The organism is Streptomyces sp. NPDC050610, assembly GCF_040654875.1.
Classification (GTDB): Bacteria; Actinomycetota; Actinomycetes; order Streptomycetales; family Streptomycetaceae; genus Streptomyces.
The window spans coordinates 276,198-296,822 of sequence record NZ_JBFAIV010000007.1 but is presented as its reverse complement, the minus strand read 5'-3'; the positions used below and the strand labels follow the sequence as shown (position 1 = coordinate 296,822).

Below are 20,625 nucleotides of genomic sequence, written 5' to 3'. Positions count from 1 at the left end.
GTCAGAGGTTAGTCTTTTTGACAAGCTCTTGTCGAAATACGGGTGGCGCGAAATAGGCTGAAGCCATGACATCGTCAACGCCCCGAGCGGACGCCATGGTGGAGCTGACCACCGAGGTCTTCGCGGTCAACGGCCGCCTGCTGCGCGCCGGAGACCAGCTGTCCGCCCACGCGGGGCTCACCTCGGCCCGCTGGCAGGTGGCCGGCCTGCTGCTGGACGGGCCCGCCACCGTCGCCCAGCTCGCCCGCGAACGGGGGCTGCGCCGCCAGGCCGTCCAGCAGACCGTCGACCGGCTCCGCGCCGAGGGCATGGTCGCCACCAGCCCCAACCCGCACGACCAGCGCAGCCCGCTGGTCGAACTGACCGACGCCGGCCGGGGCGCGCTCGACGACCTCGCACCGCGCGAACAGCGCTGGCTCGACGAGCTGTCGGCCGGGATTCCCGCCCGGGATCTGCGCACCGCGATCGGGGTGCTGCGGGCGCTGCGCACCAAGCTCGACGAGCAGCTGGACGAGAGCGGCCCGGCCCCGCGGGGCGGCGGCCGACCCTCGAAGCGGGCTCCAAGCCGCCTTGAACACCGCGGGCCACTCTGACCTGAATCGATCTCGCCGCCCGGCAGGGGCGACGGGATGACAGCAGAGGAGACGCAGTGTCCGATACCAACGGCACGCGACGCGTCGTGATCACCGGGATCGGTGTGGTCGCCCCGGGAGGCGTCGGCACCAAGGCGTACTGGGAGATGCTCACGGCGGGGCGCACCGCCACTCGCCTCATCTCCTCCTTCGACGCCTCGCAGTTCCGCTCCCGGGTCGCGGCCGAGTGCGACTTCGACCCCGTCGCGGCGGGCCTGAGCCAGTTGCAGATCCGCAAGTGGGACCGGACCACGCAGTTCGGCTACACGGCCGCGAAGGAGGCGCTGGCGGACAGCGGCGCGAGCGGGGAGCTGGACCCGGCCCGTACGGGCGTGATGATGGGCACCGCGTGCGGCATGACCATCAGCCTGGACCGCGAATACGCCGTGGTCAGCGACGAGGGGCGGCTCTGGCAGGTCGACGACGCGCACGGCGTCCCGTATCTCTACGACTACTTCGTGCCCTCCTCCATGGCCACCGAGATCGCCTGGCTCGCGGAGGCCGAGGGGCCGGTCGGCGTGGTCTCGACGGGCTGCACCTCCGGCATCGACGTGATCAGCCACGCCGTGGACCTGATCCGGGACGGCGAGGCGGATGTGATGGTCGCGGGGGCCGCCGACGCCGCGATCTCCCCCATCACCGTGGCCTGCTTCGACGCGATCAAGGCGACGACGCCCCGCAACGACGAGCCGGAGACCGCCTCCAGGCCCTTCGACCGCACCCGCAACGGGTTCGCGCTCGGCGAGGGCTCGGCCGTCTTCGTGCTGGAGGAGCTCTCGCACGCCCGGCGGCGCGGCGCCCACATCTACGCCGAGGTCGCCGGGTACGCCTCGCGGTGCAACGCGTACAGCATGACCGGGCTCCGCTCCGACGGTAAGGAGATGGCCGAGGCCATCCGGGCCGCGCTGGACCACGCCCGGATCGACCCGTCGGCCATCGACTACGTCAACGCCCACGGCTCGGCGACCAAGCAGAACGACCGCCATGAGACGGCGGCGTTCAAGCGGAGCCTGGGGGCACACGCCTACACCACGCCCATCAGCTCCATCAAGTCGATGATCGGCCATTCGCTGGGGGCGATCTGCTCGCTGGAGGTCGCCGCGTGCGCGCTGGCCGTCGAGCACTCGCTGATACCGCCCACCGCCAACCTCCACGAGCCCGACCCGGAGTGCGATCTGGACTATGTGCCGCTGGTGGCACGGGAGTTGACGGTGAACACCGTGCTCTCCGTGGCCAGCGGGTTCGGCGGGTTCCAGAGCGCCATCGTGGTGACCAAGCCGGGGAGGGCGGCATGAACGCCTCCCCCGCACCCGCGCTCTCCTCCGCGCCCCGCGCGGCGGGCGCCGCGCTCCCCGTCGTCACCGGCCTCGGCGTGATCGCCCCCAACGGCCTCGGCGTCGAGCCCTACTGGGCGGCGACGCTGCGCGGGGAGAGCGGCATCGCGCGGGTCACCCGGTTCGATCCGAGCGGCTACGCCTGCTCGCTCGCGGGCGAGATCAAGGACTTCGTGCCGCAGGACCACCTGCCCGGCCGGCTGCTGCCGCAGACGGACCACATGACCCGGCTCGCGCTGGTCGCCGCCGACGAAGCGCTGGCCGACGCGGGCACCGACCCCAAGAAGATGCCCGAGTACGCGGCGGGCGTGGTGACCGCGGCGTCGGCGGGCGGCTTCGAGTTCGGCCAGCGCGAGCTGGAGGCGCTGTGGAGCAAGGGCGGCTCGTACGTCAGCGCGTACCAGTCGTTCGCCTGGTTCTATCCCGTCAACTCGGGACAGGTCTCCATCCGGCACGGCATGCGCGGCCCGGGCGGCGCCCTGGTCGCCGAGCAGGCCGGCGGCCTGGACGCCGTCGCCAAGGCCCGGCGGCACGTCCGTACGGGGACGCCGCTGATGCTGACCGGCGGCGTGGACGGCGCGCTGTGCCCCTGGGGGTGGCTGTGCGCGAGCCGCTCCGGTCGGCTGAGCCCGCGGACCGATCCGCGCGGCGCGTATCTGCCGTTCACCGCCGACGCCACGGGCTATGTGCCCGGCGAGGGCGGCGCCCTGCTGGTACTGGAGGACGCGAAGGCCGCGTCCGATCGCGGCGCGCGCGAGTACGGGCGGATCGCCGGGTACGCCGCGACCTTCGACCCCCGCCCCGGCTCGGACCGCGAGCCCGGGCTGCGCAGGGCGATCCACCTGGCGCTGGCCGACGCGCGGCTGTCGCCGGACGCCGTGGACGTGGTGTTCGCCGACGCCATGGGCGTACCGGAGCTGGACGCCGCGGAGGCCGCGGCGCTGACCGCCGTGTTCGGCCCGTACGGCGTGCCGGTGACGGCGCCGAAGACGATGACCGGCCGGCTGCTGGCGGGCGGCGCCCCGCTGGACGTGGCGACGGCGCTGCTGTCGCTGCGGGACCAGGTGATCCCGCCCACCGCGCACGTCGACGGGACCCCCGCCCCCCTCGACCTGGTGACCGGCTCGGCCCGCGAGGCGGAGCTGGGCTGCGCGCTGGTGCTCGCGCGCGGCTACGGCGGGTTCAACTCGGCGCTGGTGGTGCGCCGCCCGGAGTGAGGCACGCCCTCACTCCGACGGGCCGGCCCGCCGCGCCGCCCGTACCCCACTGCTTTCCCACCGCTTCCTGAGATCCCTAGGAAAGGACTCCCCCATGCCCACCATGCTCACGGTCGGTGACCTCCTCGTTCTGCTGCGCGAGTGCGCCGGCGAGGAGGAGTCGGTCGATCTGGAGGGGGACATCCTGGATGTCCCGTTCGAGGACCTCGGCTATGACTCGCTGGCCCTGCTCAACACCGTGGGGCGCATCGAACGCGACTGCTCCGTGCAGCTCGGGGACGACACCGTGGAGAAGGCGCTGACGCCCCGCGACCTGATCGACATGACCAATACGGCGCTCGGCGCCGGGCAGTCCGCGTCCGACGGCGCCGCCCACGGCAAGGTGTGAGGGGCCCACGACATGTGCGGAATCACGGGCTGGATCGATTTCGGCAAGGATCTCACTCGGGAGCGCGCCACGGCCCAGGCGATGACCGACACCATGGCCTGCCGGGGCCCGGACGCCGAAGGGCTGTGGCTCGGCGCGCACGCGGCGCTCGGCCACCGCCGGCTCGCGGTCATCGATCCGGCGGGCGGCGGTCAGCCGATGTCCGCCGACACCGGGGCCGGGTCCACCGCGGTGATCACGTTCAGCGGCGAGATCTACAACTTCCAGGAGCTGCGCGCCGAACTCCTCTCGTACGGGCACCGCTTCCGTACCCGGTGCGACACCGAAGTCGTGCTGCGCGCCTACATCCAGTGGGGCGCGGCGCTCGTCGACCGGCTCAACGGCATGTACGCGTTCGGCATCTGGGACGAGGGGCGCCAGGAGCTGCTGCTGGTCCGCGACCGGATGGGCGTCAAGCCGCTCTACTACCACCCGACCGCCCGCGGGGTGCTGTTCGGCTCGGAGCCCAAGGCGGTGCTGGCCAACCCGCTGATGCCGCGGCGGGTGACGGCGACCGGCCTGTGCGAGGTGCTGGACATGGTGAAGACGCCCGGGGAGGCGGTCTTCGCCGGGCTGCGGGAGGTGCGCCCCGGCGAGCTGGTACGGGTCACCCGGGCCGGCACGGCGGCGAAGCGGTACTGGTCGCTGCGGGCCGAGGAGCACACCGACGACCTGCCGACCACCATCGCCACGGTGCGCGAGCTGCTGGAGGACATCGTCTCGCGGCAGCTGGTGTCCGACGTGCCGCTGTGCGGTCTGCTCTCCGGCGGCCTGGACTCCTCGGCCGTCACCGCGCTCGCGGCGCGCTCGCGCGCCGCGTCCGGCGGCGGCGCGGTGCGCAGTTTCTCCGTCGACTTCGTCGGCGCGGACGCGGCGTTCGAGCCCGACGCCGTACGGGCGTCCCCGGACGCCCCGTTCATCCGGGACATGGTCCGGCATGTGGGGGGCGAGCACACCGAAATCCTCCTGGAAAGCGACGAGTTGAGCAGTTCGGCCGTACGGGCGGCCGTGCTCGGGGCGACCGATCTGCCGCCGGTGTACTGGGGCGATATGTGGCCCTCGCTCTACCTCTTCTTCCAGCGGGTGCGGCGGCACTGCACGGTGGCGCTGTCCGGGGAGTCGGCGGACGAACTGTTCGGCGGCTACCAGTGGTTCCACCGCCCGGCGGCCGTGAACGCCGACACCTTCCCCTGGCTGACGTCGGGTTCGGCCCGCTACTTCGGCGGCAAGTCGCTGCTCGATCCGCGGCTGCTGGAGAAGCTCGACCTGCCCGGGTACCGGCGGGCGCGCTATCAGGAGGCGCTCGACGAGGTGCCGGAGCTGCCCGGCGAGGACCTCGGGGAGCGGCGGATGCGGGAGGTGACGTATCTGAACCTGACCCGGTTCGTACAGACCCTGCTGGACCGCAAGGACCGGATGAGCATGGCGACCGGGCTGGAGGTCCGGGTGCCGTTCTGCGACCACCGGCTGGTGGAGTACGTCTTCAACGTGCCGTGGGCCATGAAGAGTTTCGACGGCCGGGAGAAGAGCCTGCTGCGGGCCGCGGTCCGCGATCTGCTGCCGAGGTCCGTGCTCGACCGGGTCAAGACGCCCTACCCGGCCACCCAGGACCCGGGGTACGAGCTGCTGCTGCGGCGGGAGCTGGCCGAGGTGCTGGCCGACCGGGACGCGCCCGTACGGGACCTGCTGGACCTGGACCGGGCGCGGGCGACGGCCGGGCGGCCGGTGGGCGCGGTCAGCCGCCCGTACGACCGCGGCAGCCTGGAACTGGTGCTGTGGCTGAACGCGTGGCTGACCTCCTACGGCATCACCCTCGAACTGTGAGCCCGCGCGAGGAGCCCGGCGAGCGCAAGGAGCCCGGCGGGCGCGAGGGCGGCGGGCGCGCGAGCGACGCCCGCCGGGCCGATGTGTGCGTCGTCGGCGCGGGGCCCGCCGGGCTGACCCTGGCGCTGCTCATGGTGCGGTCCGGCGCGCGGGTCACCGTCCTCGAACGCAGCCGGTCGCTGGACCGGGCCTACCGGGGCGAGATCCTCCAGCCCGGCGGGCAGCGGCTGCTGGACTCCCTCGGGGTGCTGGCGGGCGCCAAGCGGCGGGGCTGCCACGAGCACGGCGGCTTCCGGCTGGAGGAGCGCGGCAAGGTCCTCATCGACGGGGACTACCGGCGGCTGGCCGGCCCGTACAACTGCCTGCTGAGCATCCCGCAGCGCCATCTGCTGGCGGAGCTGCTGGAGCGCTGCCGCGCGTACCCGGGCTTCGAGTACGTCGAGGGGGCCAAGGTCACCGGGCTGCTGGAGGAGGGCGGCGCGGTGCGGGGCGTGACCTGCCGGGCCGCCGGGGACCGGCCGCCGCTGGAGGTCCGGGCGCTGTGCGTGGTGGGCGCGGACGGCCGCTTCTCGACCGTGCGCCGGCTGGCCGGCCTCGTCCATGACCGGCTGGACCTCTTCGACCAGGACGTGCTGTGGTTCCGGCTCGCGGAGCCGGCGCTGGAGAACGTCCGCATCTTCCGGGCCGGCGGGAGTCCCCTGCTCGCCTATACGTCCTTCCCCGACAGCGTGCAGCTCGGCTGGACGCTGCCGCACGGGGGTTATCCCGCGATGGCAAGCCAGGGCTTCGCGCACGTGAAGGAGCAGCTCCGGCGCGCGGCGCCGCACTACGCGGACGCCATTGACGCCCAACTGCGCGGCTTCGGCGACGTGTCGCTGCTGGACGTCTTCGCCGGGAGCGTACGGCGGTGGGCGCGGGACGGGCTGCTGCTGATCGGCGACAGCGCGCACACCCACAGCCCCATCGGCGCGCAGGGCATCAACCTCGCCATCCAGGACGCGGTGGCCGCGCACCCGGCGCTGTGCGAGGGCATCCGGCGCGGGGCGGTGAGCGAGGCGCTGCTGGCGCCGTTCACGGCTCAACGCGCGCGCGATATACGGAGTATGACGCGTATTCAGGTCATGCAGAGCCGGATGATGCTCTCGCGGGGCCGCGTCTCCTCGATGGTGCGGCCGCGGGCCGCGGCCCTGGTCTCGCGCACCCCGGCCTACCGGTCGCTGCTGCGGCGGATCGCGTTCGGCAACGAGGCCGTCGAGGTCCGCTCCGACCTGTTCCGCGAGGAGGAGTCCACGGCCGCTTGAAGGGCCCCTCCGATACGAAGAACCCCACCGCTCCCCAAAGCGGTGGGGTTCTTCGTACGGCCGGGGGCCCGCTCCTACACCACGGTGCTCTCGAACATGTGGAGGTAGGAGTTGACGGGGGTGACCGCGTCGAGCCGCAGGCCGGCCTGCTGGACGAGCGCCCTCAGCCCGGCCTCGGTGTGCTTCTTCCCGCCGACGTTGAGCAGCAGCATGAGGTCCATGGCCGTGGTGAAGCGGGCCTCGGGGCTGCCGTCCACCAGGTTCTCGATGACCACGACGCGGGCGCCGGGGCGGGCCGCGGCGGCTGCGTTGCGCAGGGTGCGCACGGTGCTCTCGTCGTCCCACTCCAGGATGTTCTTCAGGAGGTAGACGTCGGCGGAGACGGGGATCTCCTGGCGGCAGTCGCCGCCCACCAGCTTCGCGCGGTCGGCGAGTTCACCGCCGGGCCGCAGCCGGGGGTCGGCCCCCGCGACGACGTCGGGCAGGTCGAAGAGCGTTCCCCGGAGCGCCGGGTGCCGCTCCAGGAGGGTGGCCAGCACCCGGCCCTGTCCTCCGGCGATGTCCACGATCCGCTCGGCGCCGTCGAGGCTGAGCACATCGGCGATGGCCCGCGCCGAGAGGACGCTGGACTGCGTCATCGCCTTGTCGAACACCTCGGACGACTCGCGCGCCTCGCTGGTGTGCAGATAGTCGAAGAACTCGGTGCCGAACAGGTCGGCGAAGGCGCTCTTGCCCGTACGGACCGCCTCGTCGAGGTGCGGCCACAGCTCCCAGGTCCAGGGCTCGGTGGCCCACAGGCAGGTGTAGCGCAGGCTGCGCGGGGCGTCCTCGCGCAGCAGCCGCGAGGTGTCGGTGTGCGCGAAGCGCCCGTCGGGGAGCTCGGCGCCGATGCCGTGCGAGGCGAGGGCGCGCAGCAGCCTGGCCAGCGGCTCGGGCTGGGCGTTCACGGCCGCGGCGAGGTGGTCGGCGGTGGCGGGCTCGTCGCCGAGCGCGTCCATGACGCCGAGGCGGGCCGCCGCGCGGACGGCGGCGGCGCAGGCGGCGCTGAGGGCGAGCTCGCGCAGCTGCGTCACTGCGGGCGGTATGGCCGTGGGCGATGCGTCGGTCACGGGGTGAGGTCCCTTCCGATCGGTGCGGATGAGCTGATGTGCGGACGTACTGCGGGCCGTACGGGCGGCGGGACCTAGTGCGCTGCCGCCGTGTGCGTGGTGACCAGGGAGAACGGCGCCGGGTCCGCGGTGGCCAGCGACATGACGGGGCGTACGGCCCGCTGGAACCCCTCGGTGCGCACGGCGCGCTGGTGGGAGTCGGCGTCGTCCCACTCCGCCACCTCCACATAGGCCGCGGCGTCCTTGGCGGAGTGGTAGAGCCGGTGGGAGCGGAAGCCCGGCTGTTGGGTCATGTGCTCGGTGATCTCGGCGATCCGGGCCTCGAATTCGGCGGTGTCGCCGGTGACGGTGAAGCGGTTGATGAAGGTGAACATGGGGCGTCGTCCTCTCCGTGCGTACTGCGGTGGTGTGTGCGGGGGCTGTGTGGGCCTCGTGGTCCGTGTGGTCCGCGCTTACTCCGGCAGGCGGCCAGCGAGGGCCTGTTCACGCAGGTCGCGGCGTTGGACCTTGCCGGTGGGCGAGCGCGGTATCCGCTCCACCACGTCCACGTACCGGATGTGCGCGTAGTACGGCAGCTGTCCGTTGGTCTCCCGTACGGCGGCGTCGACATCGGCGCCGGCCGCGGTGGCGTCGCGCGGCACGATCCAGGCGTGCGCGACCGCCCCGCTGGTCTCCTCCGGGTGGTCGAAGACCACGCAGTCGGCGATCCCGGGGGCGCGCAGCAGGACGCTCTCGATCTCCAGGGGCGACACCAGCCAGTTGTCGCACTTGAAGACGTCCTTGATCCGGTCGACGACGAACAGCCGTCCCGCCGCGTCCGCGTAGCCGATGTCCCCGGTGGAGAACCAGCCGTCGGCGTCCACGGCGCCGGGCGCGCCGGTGGCCGGGTCGAGGTACCCCTTCATCAGCTGCGGGCCTCGGACCTGTATCTCGCCGCGGGTGTCCGCGGGCAGTACGGCCCGGGTCTCCGGTTCGACGATGCGGCACTCGGTGCCGGGTACGGGCGGCCCGCAGGACCCGGCGACGGGGCGGTCCAGGGTGTCGAAGTGCGTGGACGGGGAGGTCTCGGCGAGCCCGTACCCCTGGCCGACCGGTACGCCGAAGTGCGCGCTCAGCACCGAGCCGGTGCGGCCGGGCAGCGCCGAGCCGCCGGAGAGCACGGCCCGGAGGGTCGGCACCGCCAGCTCCGGCAGCCGGGGATGGGCGGCCAGCCGGGCGAGCCGGACGGGCAGGCTGTAGTAGTGGGTCGCGCCGTGCCGGGCGGCCGTGCGGGCCGCGTGTTCGCTGTCGTCCTCGGGGCACAGCACATGGGTGGCTCCGACGGCCACCGCGATGTTCAGGTGCATGAGGTGGAACGACGGCAGGTTGTTGAGCAGCACGGAGTCCGGGGTCAGCCGGTGGACGTGCGCGGTCTGGGCCGCGTTGACGGTCAGATTGCGGTGGGTGAGCATGACGGTCTTCGGGGCGCCGGTGGTGCCGCTGGTGAACTGGAGGTTCGCCACGGAGTCGGCGTCGTGCTCGACCGCGGGCAGCTGTGCCGGGGCGTCGCGGATCAGCTCGTCGAGCGTCGGCACCCCCGCGATGCCGTCCCGCTCGTCCCGGTGGGTGAGCACCATGTGCCGCAGGGCGGGCAGGCGCGGCCGTACCGCTTCGATCAGCGGGTGCATCGCGGGCGGGACGATCACCGCCTGTGCGCCGGAGGACGCCAGGACGTGTTCCAGGCGCTCCTCGCGCAGCAGCGGGTTGAAGATGGCGCTGACGTTCCGCGCCCGGGCGAGGCCGAAGTAGGAGACGGCGAAGGGCAGATCGAGCGCCGCCGCGATGCCCACCACGGTGTCGGGGCCGCCGAACGCGGCGCGCAGGGCGGCGGCGCAGCGGCTGACGCGCTCGTCGAGGGCGGCGTAGGTCAGCTCCCCCGAGGGGCCGCTCAGCGCGAGCCGTTCGGGGGCGCGGGCCGCGGCGCGCCGCAGCAGGTCGTCGATGCGCGGGCCGCCGAGCAGTCCGCCGAGCGTCTCCAGCGGGGCGCCGACGGCGGTGCTGTCGCGGACGGCTGTGCTGTCGCGGGCGGCGGTGCTGTCGCCAGGGGCGGTGCTGTCGCGGGCGGGCGCGGATCGGGGCGTGGCCATGGGGGTCGGCTCTTTCTTGGGCGGCGGCTGGTGAGGGGCTCGGCTCACCGGCCGGTCCGCAGGTCGTCCCGCTCGACCTTGCGGTGCTTGACCAGCAGTTTCCCGTCCTGGCGCACCAGTAGGTCGTCGCAGGAGCAGCTCAGGTGTACGGCCGCCTGGCCGCCGCGCGGGGTGCTCAGGATGAGGGCGTAGGTCTGGGCCCGTACGGTGCCGTCCGGCTGCTCGTCGACCTGGAGCATGCCCAGCCAGTGGCGGCGCTGGATGCCCTGCTCGGCGAGCTGGTCCGCGGCCTTGCGGGCGCCGGCGGCTATCTCGGCGCGGCCGGTGGACGGCTGGGGGTGCGCGTTGGCGGTGAACACGCCGTCCTCGGTGAAGGTGCCGGCCCACTCCATGACCCGCGCCTCATCGAGGTACCGCATCTGGCGCCCGTAGAAGTGCTGGACCTCCTGGTAGAGCGCCGTTTGTGGGCCGGCGTCGGCCGGCCGCTGCGAAGGCGACATGCTCTCTCCCCTTTTTCTCGTTTTTTCTCGTTCGGTGTCCGTCTTTTTCTCGTTCGGCGTGCGTCGGTGACGGCTCTCGGCCGGATCGGCCGTGTTCGGTGCCGCGCCGCAGCCGCCCGGCGAGCGTGGCAGCCGGTCTTCGAAAGGTTTTCGAGGCGCGGTCGGGCGGTGGGCGGCGACCGCGGCACCACCCGCAGTCGGCTCAGCCTCGAAGAGCGCTGTGCACCCTGAGGCGCACAGGCAACGCGCGACACGATGGAGGAACGGTCATGAGCAGCACGGGTGTGCCCCGAACCGCCCTGGTCACGGGCGGAACCAGCGGTATCGGCCTCGCCGTGGTGAGGACGCTCGCCGAGCGCGGCCTACGGGTGTTCCTCTGCGCGCGGAGCGCCGAGAACGTGGCGGCGGTCGTCAAGGAGCTGCGCGCCGAGGGACTCGACGTGGACGGCCGCGAGGGGGATGTGCGGTCACCGGAGTCGGTACGGCAGGTGGTGCGCGCGGCCGTCGACCGGTACGGGCCGCTGACGGTGCTGGTCAACAACGCCGGGCGGAACGGTGGCGGGCCGACGGCGCGGATCAGCGACGAGCTGTGGAACGACGTCATCGACACCAACCTCAACAGTGTCTTCCGCATGACGCGCGAGGCGCTGACGACCGGCGGCCTGGAGGGCACGGAAGGCGGGCGGATCATCAGCATCGCCTCGACGGGCGGCAAGCAGGGGGTGCCGCTGGGCGCGCCGTACTCGGCGTCCAAGAGCGGCGTGATCGGCTTCACCAAGGCGCTGGCCAAGGAGCTGGCCACGACGGGCGTCACGGTCAACGCGGTGTGCCCTGGCTATGTCGAGACGCCGATGGCGGTGCGGGTCCGGCAGGCGTACGCGGCGACCTGGGAGACCACCGAGGACGACGTGCTGGGCCGCTTCAACGACAAGATCCCGATGGGGCGCTACTCCACTCCGCGGGAGGTGGCGGGACTGGTCGGCTACCTGGTGACGGAGGAGGCCGCGTCGATCACCGCGCAGGCTCTCAACGTCTGCGGCGGGCTGGGCAGTTACTGAAACCTTCGTCCACTCCCCCGTACCCCCTCGACGAGAAGGAAGGCTGCTCCATGACCTCGTACGGACGCCACCGCACCGTGCACGAGACCGAGATCGACGCTCCGGCCGACACCGTGTACGCGATCATCGCGGACGCCGCGGCGTGGCCGGGCCGGTTCGCGCCCACCGTCCATGTCGAGCGCGAGGCGCTCGACGCCGCCAGTGAGCGGCTGCGGATCTGGGCCACCGCCAACGGCGAGGTGAAGCACTGGACTTCGCACCGCGACCTGGACGCGGCAGCGCGCCGGGTGCGGTTCCGGCAGGAGGTGTGCTCGCCGCCGGTCGCCGCGATGGGCGGCGAGTGGGTCGTCGAGGAGCGGACCGGCGGCGCCTCGCGGCTGGTCCTGCACCACGACTTCGAGGCCGTCGACGACGATGCGGACCAGGTGGCGTGGATCGGCACGGCGACCGACCGCAACAGCCGGACCGAGCTGGCCAACATCAAGGAGTTGGCGCAGAGTTGGGAGGACCGTTCGGAGCTGGTCTTCTCCTTCGACGACTCGGTGCTGATCGACGGCCCGGCCGACGTCGCGTACGACTTCCTCCACCAGGCCGCGAAGTGGCCGGACCGGCTGCCGCACGTCTCGCGGATGGAGCTGACCGAACCGGTGGCGAACGTCCAGGCGATGACGATGGTCACCCGCGCCGGGAACGGTTCGGAGCACACCACCGAGTCGGTGCGCATCTGCTTCCCCGGCGACCGCATCGTCTACAAGCAGCTCGTCACCCCGCCCCTGATGACCACGCACACCGGCACCTGGCTGCTGGAGAAGACCGCCGACGGGCTGAAGGTGACGTCCCGTCACACCATCGCGCTGAACGCGTCGGCGATCCCGGCCGTGCTGGGCGCGGAGGCGACCCCGGCGTCCGCGCGGGCGTACGTACGCGCGGCCGTCGGCGGCAACAGCGCCGCGACCCTCGCCCACGCCAAGCGGTTCACGGAGTCGGCGCATGCGCGGTGACGGGCCGGGCCCGGCCGCCCCGGACGTCGAGGTGCTGGTCGTCGGCGGCGGCCCGGCGGGGCTGACCGCGGCCCATGAACTCGCCCGGCGGGGCGTGCGGTTGCGGGTGGTGGACCGGGCTCCGGGGCCGGCGACGACCAGCCGCGCGCTGGCCACGCACCCGCGCACCATGGAGGTCTGCCACCAGATGGGGCTGGCCGACGAGTTGCTCGCGCGGGGCCAGCGGGTCGAGCACTTCACGCTGCACATGCGGGGCCGGCCGCTCATCCGCTTCGACACCAACTACGCGAAGCTGCCCACCAGATACCCGTACACGCTGATGGTCGATCAGGTGCTGACGGAGGAGGTGCTCCGGGACGGCCTGCGGCGGCTGGGCGTCGAGGTGGAGTGGGGCACGGAGCTGGTGGACTTCGCGCCGGGGCCGCGGCAGGTCACGGCCCGGCTGCGGAGCACGGGCGCGGAGGCCGTGCACGAGGTCACCGCGGGGTGGCTGGTGGGCGCGGACGGCTCGCGCAGCACCGTACGCGCCCAGCTCGGGCTGCGGCTGCACGGCGGCGCGGCCCGCACCTGGCTCAACGCCGACGTGGTGCTGGACGCCCCGCTCCCCCGCGACTCCAACCACCTGCTGCACACCGGGCAGGGCACCCTGCTGCTGGTCCCGTTCCCCGCGCCCGGCAAGTGGCGGATCGTGGACACGGAGTACGCCGAGGACACGGTGGACGCCGACGATCCGGAGGCGGTGCGGGTCCAGCTGAGCCACAAGCTGGAGAAGGCGCTCGGACAGCCCGTCGGGGTGTCGGCGCCCACCTGGATCTCCGTGTTCCGGGTGCAGCAGCGCATGATCACGGCCATGCGGTCCGGGCGCTGCTTCGTGGCCGGGGACGCGGCGCATGTGCACAGCCCGGCGTCCGGCCAGGGCATGAACACCGGCATGCAGGACGCCTACAACCTGGCCTGGAAGCTGGCCGACGTGGTGCGGGGGCACGCCCGCGACGCGCTGCTCGACACCTACCCGGCGGAGCGGCTGCCGGTGGGCGGCCGGCTGCTGGGCTCGACCAAGAAGGCCACGGCCCTCGTGGCGCTGCGCAACGCGGCCGCCCCCGTGCTGATGCCCGTGGGGCTGACCGCGCTCAAGGCGCTGCGGCCGGCGAAGCGGCGCGTCGAACACCGGATGATGGCCGGGATGTCCGGCCTCGCCCTCCACTACGAGGACGGGCCGCTGACCCCGCGCCCAGCGACGGGCTCCATGGACGGCATCCGGCCGGGACAGCGGGTCGGGTGCTCGGCCGACGAGGAGAAGCGGCACCCCGGCTGGCGGGCGCTGTGCGAGGAGCTCACCGATCCGCGCTGGACGCTGCTGCTCTTCGACGGCGACGGCGACGGGGAGCGGTGCGCGGCGCGGATGGACGAGGCGTACGGCGGGGCCGTGTCCGTACGCGTCGTCACGCCCTCGTCCGCGGGCGGCGAGGAGCCGTACGCGCTGGCCGACCCGGACGGCGCGCTGGGCCGGGCGCTGGGCCCGGGCCCGGGCGCGTACGCGCTGATCAGACCGGACGGCTATCTCGCGGACCGGGGACCGCTGACGGATTTCACGGGTCTCGCGGCCGTGTTCGACGGCTTCCACCTGCTGCCCGGCGGCGAGCGCGCCGGCGCGTGAGCGCCGCGCCAGGGAGCTAGGGAGCTGACACAGGCGCTGAGCGCCGCGGGCCGGGCGCCGGCCCCGTACGGACAAGACGAAGGGAAAGGGCCACAGATATGACTGCACAAGCCGAAAACACCGCCAATGGCGTGAACAGCGGGGCGTTGGCGCTGGTCACCGGGGCGACGAGCGGCGTCGGGCTGGCCGTGGCCCGGCGGCTCGCCGCCGCCGGGCACGAGGTCCTGATGAACTACGCCCACGACGAGGACCGGGCGCTGACGGCCGAGAAAGAACTGGTCGAGGCCGGCGGCACGGTGCGGCTGATGCGCGCGGACATCAGTACGCCGCTGGGGGTGGTGCGGCTGCTGGAGGAGATCCGCGGCACGTACGGCCGGCTCGACGTGCTGGTGCACAGCGCCGGTTCGTTCCACCCGATGTCCACCGCCGCACCCCGCGTCGAGGGGGCCCTGCGGGACGGCGCGGTGGCGCTCGGACCGCTGGTGTACGGGGCCGGGCGGCTCGGCGACCTGCTGACGCCGGGCGCCGGACGCCTGGTCGCGGTCTCCAGCGCGGGCGCCCGTTCCGTGGTGCCGGGCTATGCGGGCCTGGGCATGGCGAAGGCGGCGCTGGAGTCCATGGTGCGCTATCTCGCCGTGGAGCTGGCCGGGCGGGGCATCGCCGTCAACGCGGTGGCCGCGGGCAAGCTCGCACCCGACGCCCCGGACCGGCTGCCGGCCGAGGCGCTGGCGCGGATCGTGGCACGGACGCCCGCGGGCCGGCTGACCGCCGCCGACGAGGTGGCGGACGTGGTGGCGCTGCTGTGCCGGCCGGAGGCGGCCGCTCTGCACGGCCAGGTGCTCACCGTGGACGGCGGGGCCGGGCTGCTGTGACGGAGACGGTGCGCGAGGACGCCGGGATCGGGTCCGCCGGGGCGGATTCAGGACGGCAGAACATCGGGGACGGGCCTGCTGAGACGGAGCCCGTACGGCAGGGCGGCGGGAACAGCTCCGGCGGCGCGGCGCGGTTCATCGACCTGTCGCAGGCGGTGGACGCCGGGCAGTGGGAGGTCGATCCGGTCAAGCACGAGATCATGAGTCCCGCCGAGGGCGGCCGGCACATGGCGGAGGGGATGCGGCGCCACCACGGCATCGACTTCGACCCGGCCGAACTCCCCGGCGGCGAGCTGCTGTCGCTGGACACGCTGACGCTCACGACGCACACCGGTACGCACGTCGACGCGCCGTCGCACTACGGGTCGCGCGCCGCGTACGGCACGCCGCGCCATATCGACCGGATGCCGCTGGACTGGTTCCACCGGCCGGGGTTCCGGCTGGACCTGCGCGGTGAGCCCGTCGGGGCGATCGGCGCGGACCGGGTGCGCCGCGCGCTGGACGAGGCCGGGAGCGTTCCCCGGCCGCTGGACATCGTGCTGCTGTATACGGGGGCGGACCGGCTGGCGGGCACACCGGAGTTCTTCACGGACTTCGCGGGGCTCGACGCGGCGGCCACCCATCTGCTGCTCGATCTCGGGGTCCGGGTGATCGGCACCGACGCGTTCAGTCTGGACGCGCCCTTCGGCCACATGATCAAGGAGTATCAGCGCAGCGGCGACAGGGGTGTGCTGTGGCCGGCGCACTTCGTGGGGCGCGAGCGCGAGTACTGCCAGATCGAGCGGCTGGCCAACCTCGGCGCCCTGCCGGGCCCCACCGGCTTCATGGTCTCGTGCTTCCCGGTGAAGATCGCGGGGGCGGGGGCGGGTTGGACGCGGGCGGTGGCCGTCGTCGAGGAGTGAGCGGACACCCCACGCCCCCGTACCGTCCGGTTCCGTAGAGCCGGACGGTACGGGCCGCCGCGCGAGAACTGACGAGGGGGCGGGGCGGGGTGGTTCCGCACCCCGCCCCGCCCCCTTGTCACGGAATGTCGTACCCCTCGTCCCGCAGTTCGTCCTTGGCCGCCGCCAGCGCCGCCCGGTCCGCTTCGTGACCGCCCGGCCGGGCCGGGAGCAGCGCGACGACCCGGCTGTGCCCGCGGCGTACGGCGGTGTGCCGGCGGGCCACGGCGGCGAGCCCCTGCCCGGGGCCCGCCTCGACGAGCACCCGGCCGCCGGTCTCCAGCAGGGCGCCCAGGGCGGACCAGAACCACACGGGGTCCACGGGCTGGCGCGCCCAGAAGGCGGGGCTCAGCGCCTGTTCGGCGGTGAGCGGGGCCGCCGTGTAGCCGGAGTAGACGGGGGTGCCGGGCGGCTTCCGCTCCACCTCGGCGAGCAGCCGCTCGGCGCCCTTGGCGTACGGTGCGAGCGCGGGGCTGTGGAAGGCGGAGAGGGCGGGCACCGGCCGGAAGACGAGCCCGTCGGCGCGCAGCCGCTCGCCGACGGCGCGCAGTTCGTCGCCGGGGCCCGAGAGCACCGTCTGCCCGGGCGCGTTGACCGCGCCGACCGCCACCTGGCCGCCGAGGTACGGGGCCAGCCGCTCGGGGGTCGCCGCCACCGCGAGCATGCCGCCCGGCGGCGAGTCGGCCAGCCGTACCACCCGGTCGAGCACCACGCGGGCCGCGTCGCGTACCGGGAACACCCCGGCGAGCGTGGCGGCGGCGAGTTCGCCGATGCTGTGCCCGAGGAGCGCCACCGGCCGGATGCCCCAGCTCAGCACCAGCCGGCCCAGCGCGTAGTCGACGGCGAAGAGCAGCGGCTGGGAGCGCAGCACGTGGTCCAGCGGCACCTCGGGGCGCTCCGGCGCCAGCCAGTCCGCGCGCATCATCGCACCATGCCGGCCCATCGCTTCGAGCACCTCGTCGAACGCCTCCGCGAAGACGGGTTCGTGCGGATGGAGGCCGGCGGCCATGCCCTGGTGCTGGGAGCCCTGACCGGGCATCAGCAGCGCCACGGGCCGGGGGACGCCGGGCCGGGCCCCCGAGTCCCGGTCCGCCGCCGCGGCCGTCGTCATGAGAGCCGGCCGGCGGCCGCGTCGATCCGCTCGTCGGTCGCGGTGAAGGCGATCCGGACATGGCGTTCGCCGGCCGTGCCGTAGAAGGTGCCGGGGGCGACGATGATGCCCCGCTCGGCCAGGTCCTTGACCGTGGTCCAGCACGGTTCGTCGCGGGTCGCCCAGAGGAACAGACCGCCCTCGGAGTGCTCGATCGTGAACCCGGCGGACCGCAGCGCGCCGCTCAGCGTCTCCCTGCGGCGCGCGTAGCGGGCGCGCTGCTCGTCCACGTGCGTGTCGTCGTCCAGCGCGGCGACCATGGCGGCCTGTACGGGACCGGGCACGGCGTGGCCGGCGTGCTTGCGCACCGACAGCAGGCGCCGTACGAGGTGCGGGTCGCCGGCGCAGAACCCGGCGCGGTAGCCGGCGAGGTTGGAGCGCTTGGAGAGCGAGTAGACGGCCAGCAGCCCGTCGTGGCTGTCGCCGCACACCCGCGGGTCGAGGAGGGACGGCGGCCGCCGGTCCCAGCCGTACTCGATGTAGCACTCGTCGTTGGCCAGCACCGTGCCCCGCTCCCTGGCCCAGGCCACGAGCTCCCGCAGCTCGGCCACGGTCAGTATCCGGCCGTCGGGGTTGGACGGCGAGTTGAGCCAGACGACCCGGGGGCGCTCCCCGGCCAGGTCCAGGGGCGAGTCGACGGGCCGGGAGTCGGCACCGGCGAGCCGGGCGCTGACGTCGAAGGTGGGGAAGGCCAGCCGGGGGAAGGCGACGGAGTCGCCGGGGCCGGCGCCGAGCATCGCCGGGAGCCAGGCGATCAGTTCCTTGGTGCCGACCGCGGGCAGTACGGCCGTGGGGTCCACCCGCACGCCGTGCCGCCGGCGCAGCCAGCCGGCGGCCGCCGCGCGCAGTTCGGGGGTGCCTTCGGTCGGCGGGTAGCCGGGGGCGTCGGCGGCGCGCGCCAGGGCCTCGCGCACCGGGCCGGGGGTGGGGTCGACCGGTTCGCCCATGGCCAGGTTGACGATCCCGCCGGGGTGTTCGGCGGCACGCTTGCGATGCGGCAGAATCACCTCCCAGGGGAATTCGGGCATGTCCTTCATTTCTGCTCCTCTATTCCCCAGGCGATGATGCGGCGGGGGTGGACGCGGATCATTTCGTCCGCGCAGTGCGGACGGCGCAGCCGGCCGCCGGTCGTCAGCGCCTCGGCGATTCCGTGGATGACAATGGCCCGCACGACTTCGGGGTCCCTGCTGGGAATGTCGTCGACGACGAAGGAGACCCGGCCGTCGGCCCTGACATTCTTGAACTTCCGGCTCTCTCCCATGCCGCGGCCGGTGATCTCGATGGTGCCCCGCTCCGCGTCGACCTCGAACGAGACGGGGACGTTGTGCGGCTCGCCGCTCGCCCCGACCGTCGCGAGCCGACCGTAGCCCTGCTGGCGCAGGTAGGCGATCTGCTGTGCGTTGAACGGCATTTCACGCCCTCTTATCCGTAGGGGACGCGGACACGGTAGACAGCGTTCCTAGAGCGCTCGTCCAGGCCGGTGCGGGGAAGCACCCGTCCAGGCCGGGGCGGGTAATTGGGCTGGACGGCGGCTCTAAGCCGCGCTGCCAGCATGCTCGGCACGATCACTCGTTTTCGGAACTCGAAAGAGGCATGGATGCGATACGACGTGGATGTGGTGGTGGCCGGGGCCGGGCCCACCGGTCTGATGCTCGCCGCGGAACTGCGGCTGGCCGGCGCCCGCGTTCTTGTGGTGGAGCGGCTGGCGGAGCCGGTCGATTTCTCCAAGGCCCTCGGAATGCACTCGCGCAGCGTCGAAATCCTCGAAATGCGCGGCCAGGCCCAGGACTTCCTGGACGGCGCCTCGACGCTGAAGGGCGGCAACTTCGCGAGCCTCGGCGTGCCGCTGCAGTTCCAGGACTTCGACACCCGGCACCCGTATGTGCTGTTCATCCCCCAGGTCCGCACCGAGGAGCTGCTCACCCGGCGCGTCCTGGAGCTGGGCGGTGAGCTGCGCCGCGGGCACGCCCTGTCCGCGCTGGCGCAGGACGAGGAGTCGGTCACGGTCCAGGTCACCGGCCCCGACGGTCCGTACGGGGTCCGCAGCCGCTATCTGGTGGGGTGTGACGGCGGCGGCAGCACGGTGCGCAAGCTCCTAGACGTCGGGTTCCCGGGCCAGGAGCCGCACATGTTCGCGGTGATCGCGGACGCCAAGTTCAGCGAGGAGCTGCCGCGGGGCGAGGGCATGGGGCCGATGCGCCCGTACGGGGTGATGCGGCACGATCTGCGGGCCTGGTTCGCGGCGTTCCCGCTGGAACCCGACGTCTACCGCGCGACGATCGCGTTCTTCGACCGGCCGTACGCGGACCGGCGCGCCCCGATCACCGAGGAGGATGTGCGGGCCGCGCTGCGCGAGGTCGCCGGCAGCGATCTGGGGATGCACGACGTGCGGTGGCTGTCCCGGCTGACGGACACCTCCCGGCAGGCCGAGCGGTACCGGTCGGGCCGGGTGCTGCTCGCCGGGGACGCCTGCCACATCCATCTGCCGGCCGGCGGCCAGGGCCTGAACCTGGGGTTCCAGGACGCGTTCAACCTCGGCTGGAAGCTGGGCGCGGTGGTCGCGGGCACGGCGCCGGAGGGGCTCCTCGACACGTACGAGGCGGAGCGCTACCCGGTCGCGCAGGGGGTGCTGCGCAACACGCGCGCGCAGGCGGTGCTCATCGACCCGGACCCGCGGTACGAGGGGATGCGGGAGCTGATGATCGAGCTGCTGCATCTGCCGGAGACGAACCGGTATCTGGCGGGGCTCGTCTCCGCGTTGGACCTGCGCTACGACATCCCGGGCGAGCACCCGCTGGTCGGACGGCGCGTGCCTGATCTGGCGCTGGCCACCGCGGAGGGCGACCGGCGGCTGAGCGAGTACTTCCACAGCGCGCACGGCGTGCTGCTCACGCTCCCCTCCGCGCCGGACGCGGCCGATCTCGTCACGGGCTGGAAGGGCCGGGTTGACGTGGTGGCCGCGACGGGCGTGCGGGAGCCGTATATCCCCGACCCCGAGGTCTCCGCGCTGCTGGTGCGCCCGGACGGCTATGTCTGCTGGGCCGGGCCGGCGGGGAGTCAGGAGGGGCTCACGGAGGCCCTGCACACATGGTTCGGCCCGCCGGCCGCGTAGCGCGCGGCGCGCTCGCGGGGCGCTTCCGCACGCGCGGCGCGGTGTAGTTCCGCACGCGCGGCACGGGGTAGTTCCGCACGCGCGGCACGGGGTAATTCCGCACGCGTAGCCCGGCGCAATTCCGCACGCGCGGCTCGGCGTAATTCCGTACGCGTAGCGCGGCGTAGTTCCGTATGCGTAGCGCGGCGCAATTCCGTACACGCGATCCGGTGCGGTTCCGTACGCGCAGTACCGCACAGTTCCGTACGCGCAGTACCGCGCACTTCCGCATGTGCGGTTCCGTCGGGTCGCGCGCGGTTCCGCATGTACCGGCGTTCGGCGTTCGTGCCGCCCCCTGGCCGAGCGCTCACTCCCAGCCAAGATG

The 20,625-nt window shown here is 73.3% G+C and carries 19 protein-coding genes; 12 read left to right on the top strand and 7 right to left on the bottom strand.

Going from position 1 to position 20,625, the window contains the following annotated elements; translation table 11 throughout:
- The first annotated feature begins 65 nt into the window (after positions 1 to 65).
- From AB0I22_RS12070 to AB0I22_RS12045, 6 genes are all read left to right on the top strand, one after another.
- On the top strand, positions 66 to 593 hold the full coding sequence (locus AB0I22_RS12070; RefSeq protein ID WP_363130614.1) for a MarR family winged helix-turn-helix transcriptional regulator: 528 nt from the start codon (positions 66 to 68) through the stop codon (positions 591 to 593).
- Positions 594 to 649: 56 nt separating this feature from the next.
- Positions 650 to 1,927 carry a beta-ketoacyl-[acyl-carrier-protein] synthase family protein gene (locus tag AB0I22_RS12065; RefSeq protein WP_363130613.1) on the top strand — a complete coding sequence of 426 codons (1,278 nt, stop codon included), beginning with the start codon at positions 650 to 652 and terminating at the stop codon, positions 1,925 to 1,927.
- Positions 1,924 to 3,183, top strand: a complete 1,260-nt coding sequence (locus AB0I22_RS12060; protein WP_363130612.1) for a ketosynthase chain-length factor — start codon at positions 1,924 to 1,926, stop codon at positions 3,181 to 3,183. Before AB0I22_RS12065 ends, AB0I22_RS12060 begins: the two co-directional genes overlap by 4 nt.
- Positions 3,184 to 3,277: 94 nt before the next feature.
- Complete coding sequence (locus tag AB0I22_RS12055) at positions 3,278 to 3,571, top strand: acyl carrier protein (RefSeq protein ID WP_363130611.1); 294 nt, start codon at positions 3,278 to 3,280, stop codon at positions 3,569 to 3,571.
- Positions 3,572 to 3,583: 12 nt separating this feature from the next.
- The gene (asnB, locus tag AB0I22_RS12050) at positions 3,584 to 5,434 is read left to right on the top strand and encodes an asparagine synthase (glutamine-hydrolyzing) (protein ID WP_363130610.1); all 1,851 of its coding nucleotides are present in this window, start codon (positions 3,584 to 3,586) and stop codon (positions 5,432 to 5,434) included.
- The gene (locus AB0I22_RS12045) at positions 5,431 to 6,735 is read left to right on the top strand and encodes an FAD-dependent monooxygenase (protein WP_363130609.1); all 1,305 of its coding nucleotides are present in this window, start codon (positions 5,431 to 5,433) and stop codon (positions 6,733 to 6,735) included. Before asnB ends, AB0I22_RS12045 begins: the two co-directional genes overlap by 4 nt.
- A gap of 74 nt (positions 6,736 to 6,809) precedes the next feature.
- Here AB0I22_RS12045 and AB0I22_RS12040 read toward each other — a convergent pair whose 3' ends face one another.
- From AB0I22_RS12040 to AB0I22_RS12025, 4 genes are all read right to left on the bottom strand, one after another.
- Entirely contained in the window at positions 6,810 to 7,844 is a 1,035-nt protein-coding gene (locus AB0I22_RS12040; protein ID WP_363130608.1) for a methyltransferase, read from the bottom strand.
- A gap of 74 nt (positions 7,845 to 7,918) precedes the next feature.
- Complete coding sequence (locus AB0I22_RS12035; protein WP_363130607.1) at positions 7,919 to 8,218, bottom strand: antibiotic biosynthesis monooxygenase family protein; 300 nt, start codon at positions 8,216 to 8,218, stop codon at positions 7,919 to 7,921.
- A 78-nt stretch (positions 8,219 to 8,296) separates the two neighbouring features.
- Positions 8,297 to 9,970, bottom strand: coding sequence for a class I adenylate-forming enzyme family protein (locus AB0I22_RS12030; RefSeq protein ID WP_363130606.1), 1,674 nt, complete (start codon positions 9,968 to 9,970; stop codon positions 8,297 to 8,299).
- 44 nt (positions 9,971 to 10,014) lie between these two features.
- Positions 10,015 to 10,470, bottom strand: coding sequence for a nuclear transport factor 2 family protein (locus AB0I22_RS12025; RefSeq protein WP_363130605.1), 456 nt, complete (start codon positions 10,468 to 10,470; stop codon positions 10,015 to 10,017).
- Positions 10,471 to 10,739: 269 nt separating this feature from the next.
- Between AB0I22_RS12025 and AB0I22_RS12020 the strand changes: the two genes are divergently transcribed.
- The 5 genes from AB0I22_RS12020 (at position 10,740) to AB0I22_RS12000 (ending at position 15,960) form a co-directional block, all read left to right on the top strand.
- Positions 10,740 to 11,528, top strand: a complete 789-nt coding sequence (locus AB0I22_RS12020; RefSeq protein ID WP_363130604.1) for an SDR family NAD(P)-dependent oxidoreductase — start codon at positions 10,740 to 10,742, stop codon at positions 11,526 to 11,528.
- Between the two features lie 50 nt (positions 11,529 to 11,578).
- Positions 11,579 to 12,529, top strand: coding sequence for an aromatase/cyclase (locus AB0I22_RS12015; RefSeq protein WP_363130603.1), 951 nt, complete (start codon positions 11,579 to 11,581; stop codon positions 12,527 to 12,529).
- Positions 12,519 to 14,186, top strand: a complete 1,668-nt coding sequence (locus tag AB0I22_RS12010) for an FAD-dependent oxidoreductase (protein WP_363130602.1) — start codon at positions 12,519 to 12,521, stop codon at positions 14,184 to 14,186. Before AB0I22_RS12015 ends, AB0I22_RS12010 begins: the two co-directional genes overlap by 11 nt.
- A gap of 98 nt (positions 14,187 to 14,284) precedes the next feature.
- Positions 14,285 to 15,058 carry an SDR family oxidoreductase gene (locus AB0I22_RS12005; protein ID WP_363130601.1) on the top strand — a complete coding sequence of 258 codons (774 nt, stop codon included), beginning with the start codon at positions 14,285 to 14,287 and terminating at the stop codon, positions 15,056 to 15,058.
- A gap of 137 nt (positions 15,059 to 15,195) precedes the next feature.
- Positions 15,196 to 15,960 (top strand): cyclase family protein, encoded by a 765-nt coding sequence (locus tag AB0I22_RS12000; protein ID WP_363130652.1) that lies wholly within the window; start codon positions 15,196 to 15,198, stop codon positions 15,958 to 15,960.
- A 118-nt stretch (positions 15,961 to 16,078) separates the two neighbouring features.
- Here the strand turns inward: AB0I22_RS12000 and AB0I22_RS11995 are convergent, their stop codons facing one another.
- The 3 genes from AB0I22_RS11995 to AB0I22_RS11985 are packed head-to-tail and all read right to left on the bottom strand — an operon-like array spanning position 16,079 to position 18,560.
- Complete coding sequence (locus tag AB0I22_RS11995) at positions 16,079 to 17,110, bottom strand: acyltransferase domain-containing protein (RefSeq protein ID WP_363130600.1); 1,032 nt, start codon at positions 17,108 to 17,110, stop codon at positions 16,079 to 16,081.
- Positions 17,107 to 18,186 (bottom strand): succinyldiaminopimelate transaminase, encoded by a 1,080-nt coding sequence (gene dapC, locus AB0I22_RS11990; RefSeq protein ID WP_363130599.1) that lies wholly within the window; start codon positions 18,184 to 18,186, stop codon positions 17,107 to 17,109. Before dapC ends, AB0I22_RS11995 begins: the two co-directional genes overlap by 4 nt.
- On the bottom strand, positions 18,183 to 18,560 hold the full coding sequence (locus AB0I22_RS11985; RefSeq protein WP_363130598.1) for a PPOX class F420-dependent oxidoreductase: 378 nt from the start codon (positions 18,558 to 18,560) through the stop codon (positions 18,183 to 18,185). Before AB0I22_RS11985 ends, dapC begins: the two co-directional genes overlap by 4 nt.
- A 186-nt stretch (positions 18,561 to 18,746) precedes the next feature.
- On the opposite strand from AB0I22_RS11985, the gene AB0I22_RS11980 reads away from it, so the two are divergent.
- Complete coding sequence (locus AB0I22_RS11980; RefSeq protein WP_363130597.1) at positions 18,747 to 20,261, top strand: FAD-dependent monooxygenase; 1,515 nt, start codon at positions 18,747 to 18,749, stop codon at positions 20,259 to 20,261.
- Positions 20,262 to 20,625 lie beyond the last annotated feature (364 nt).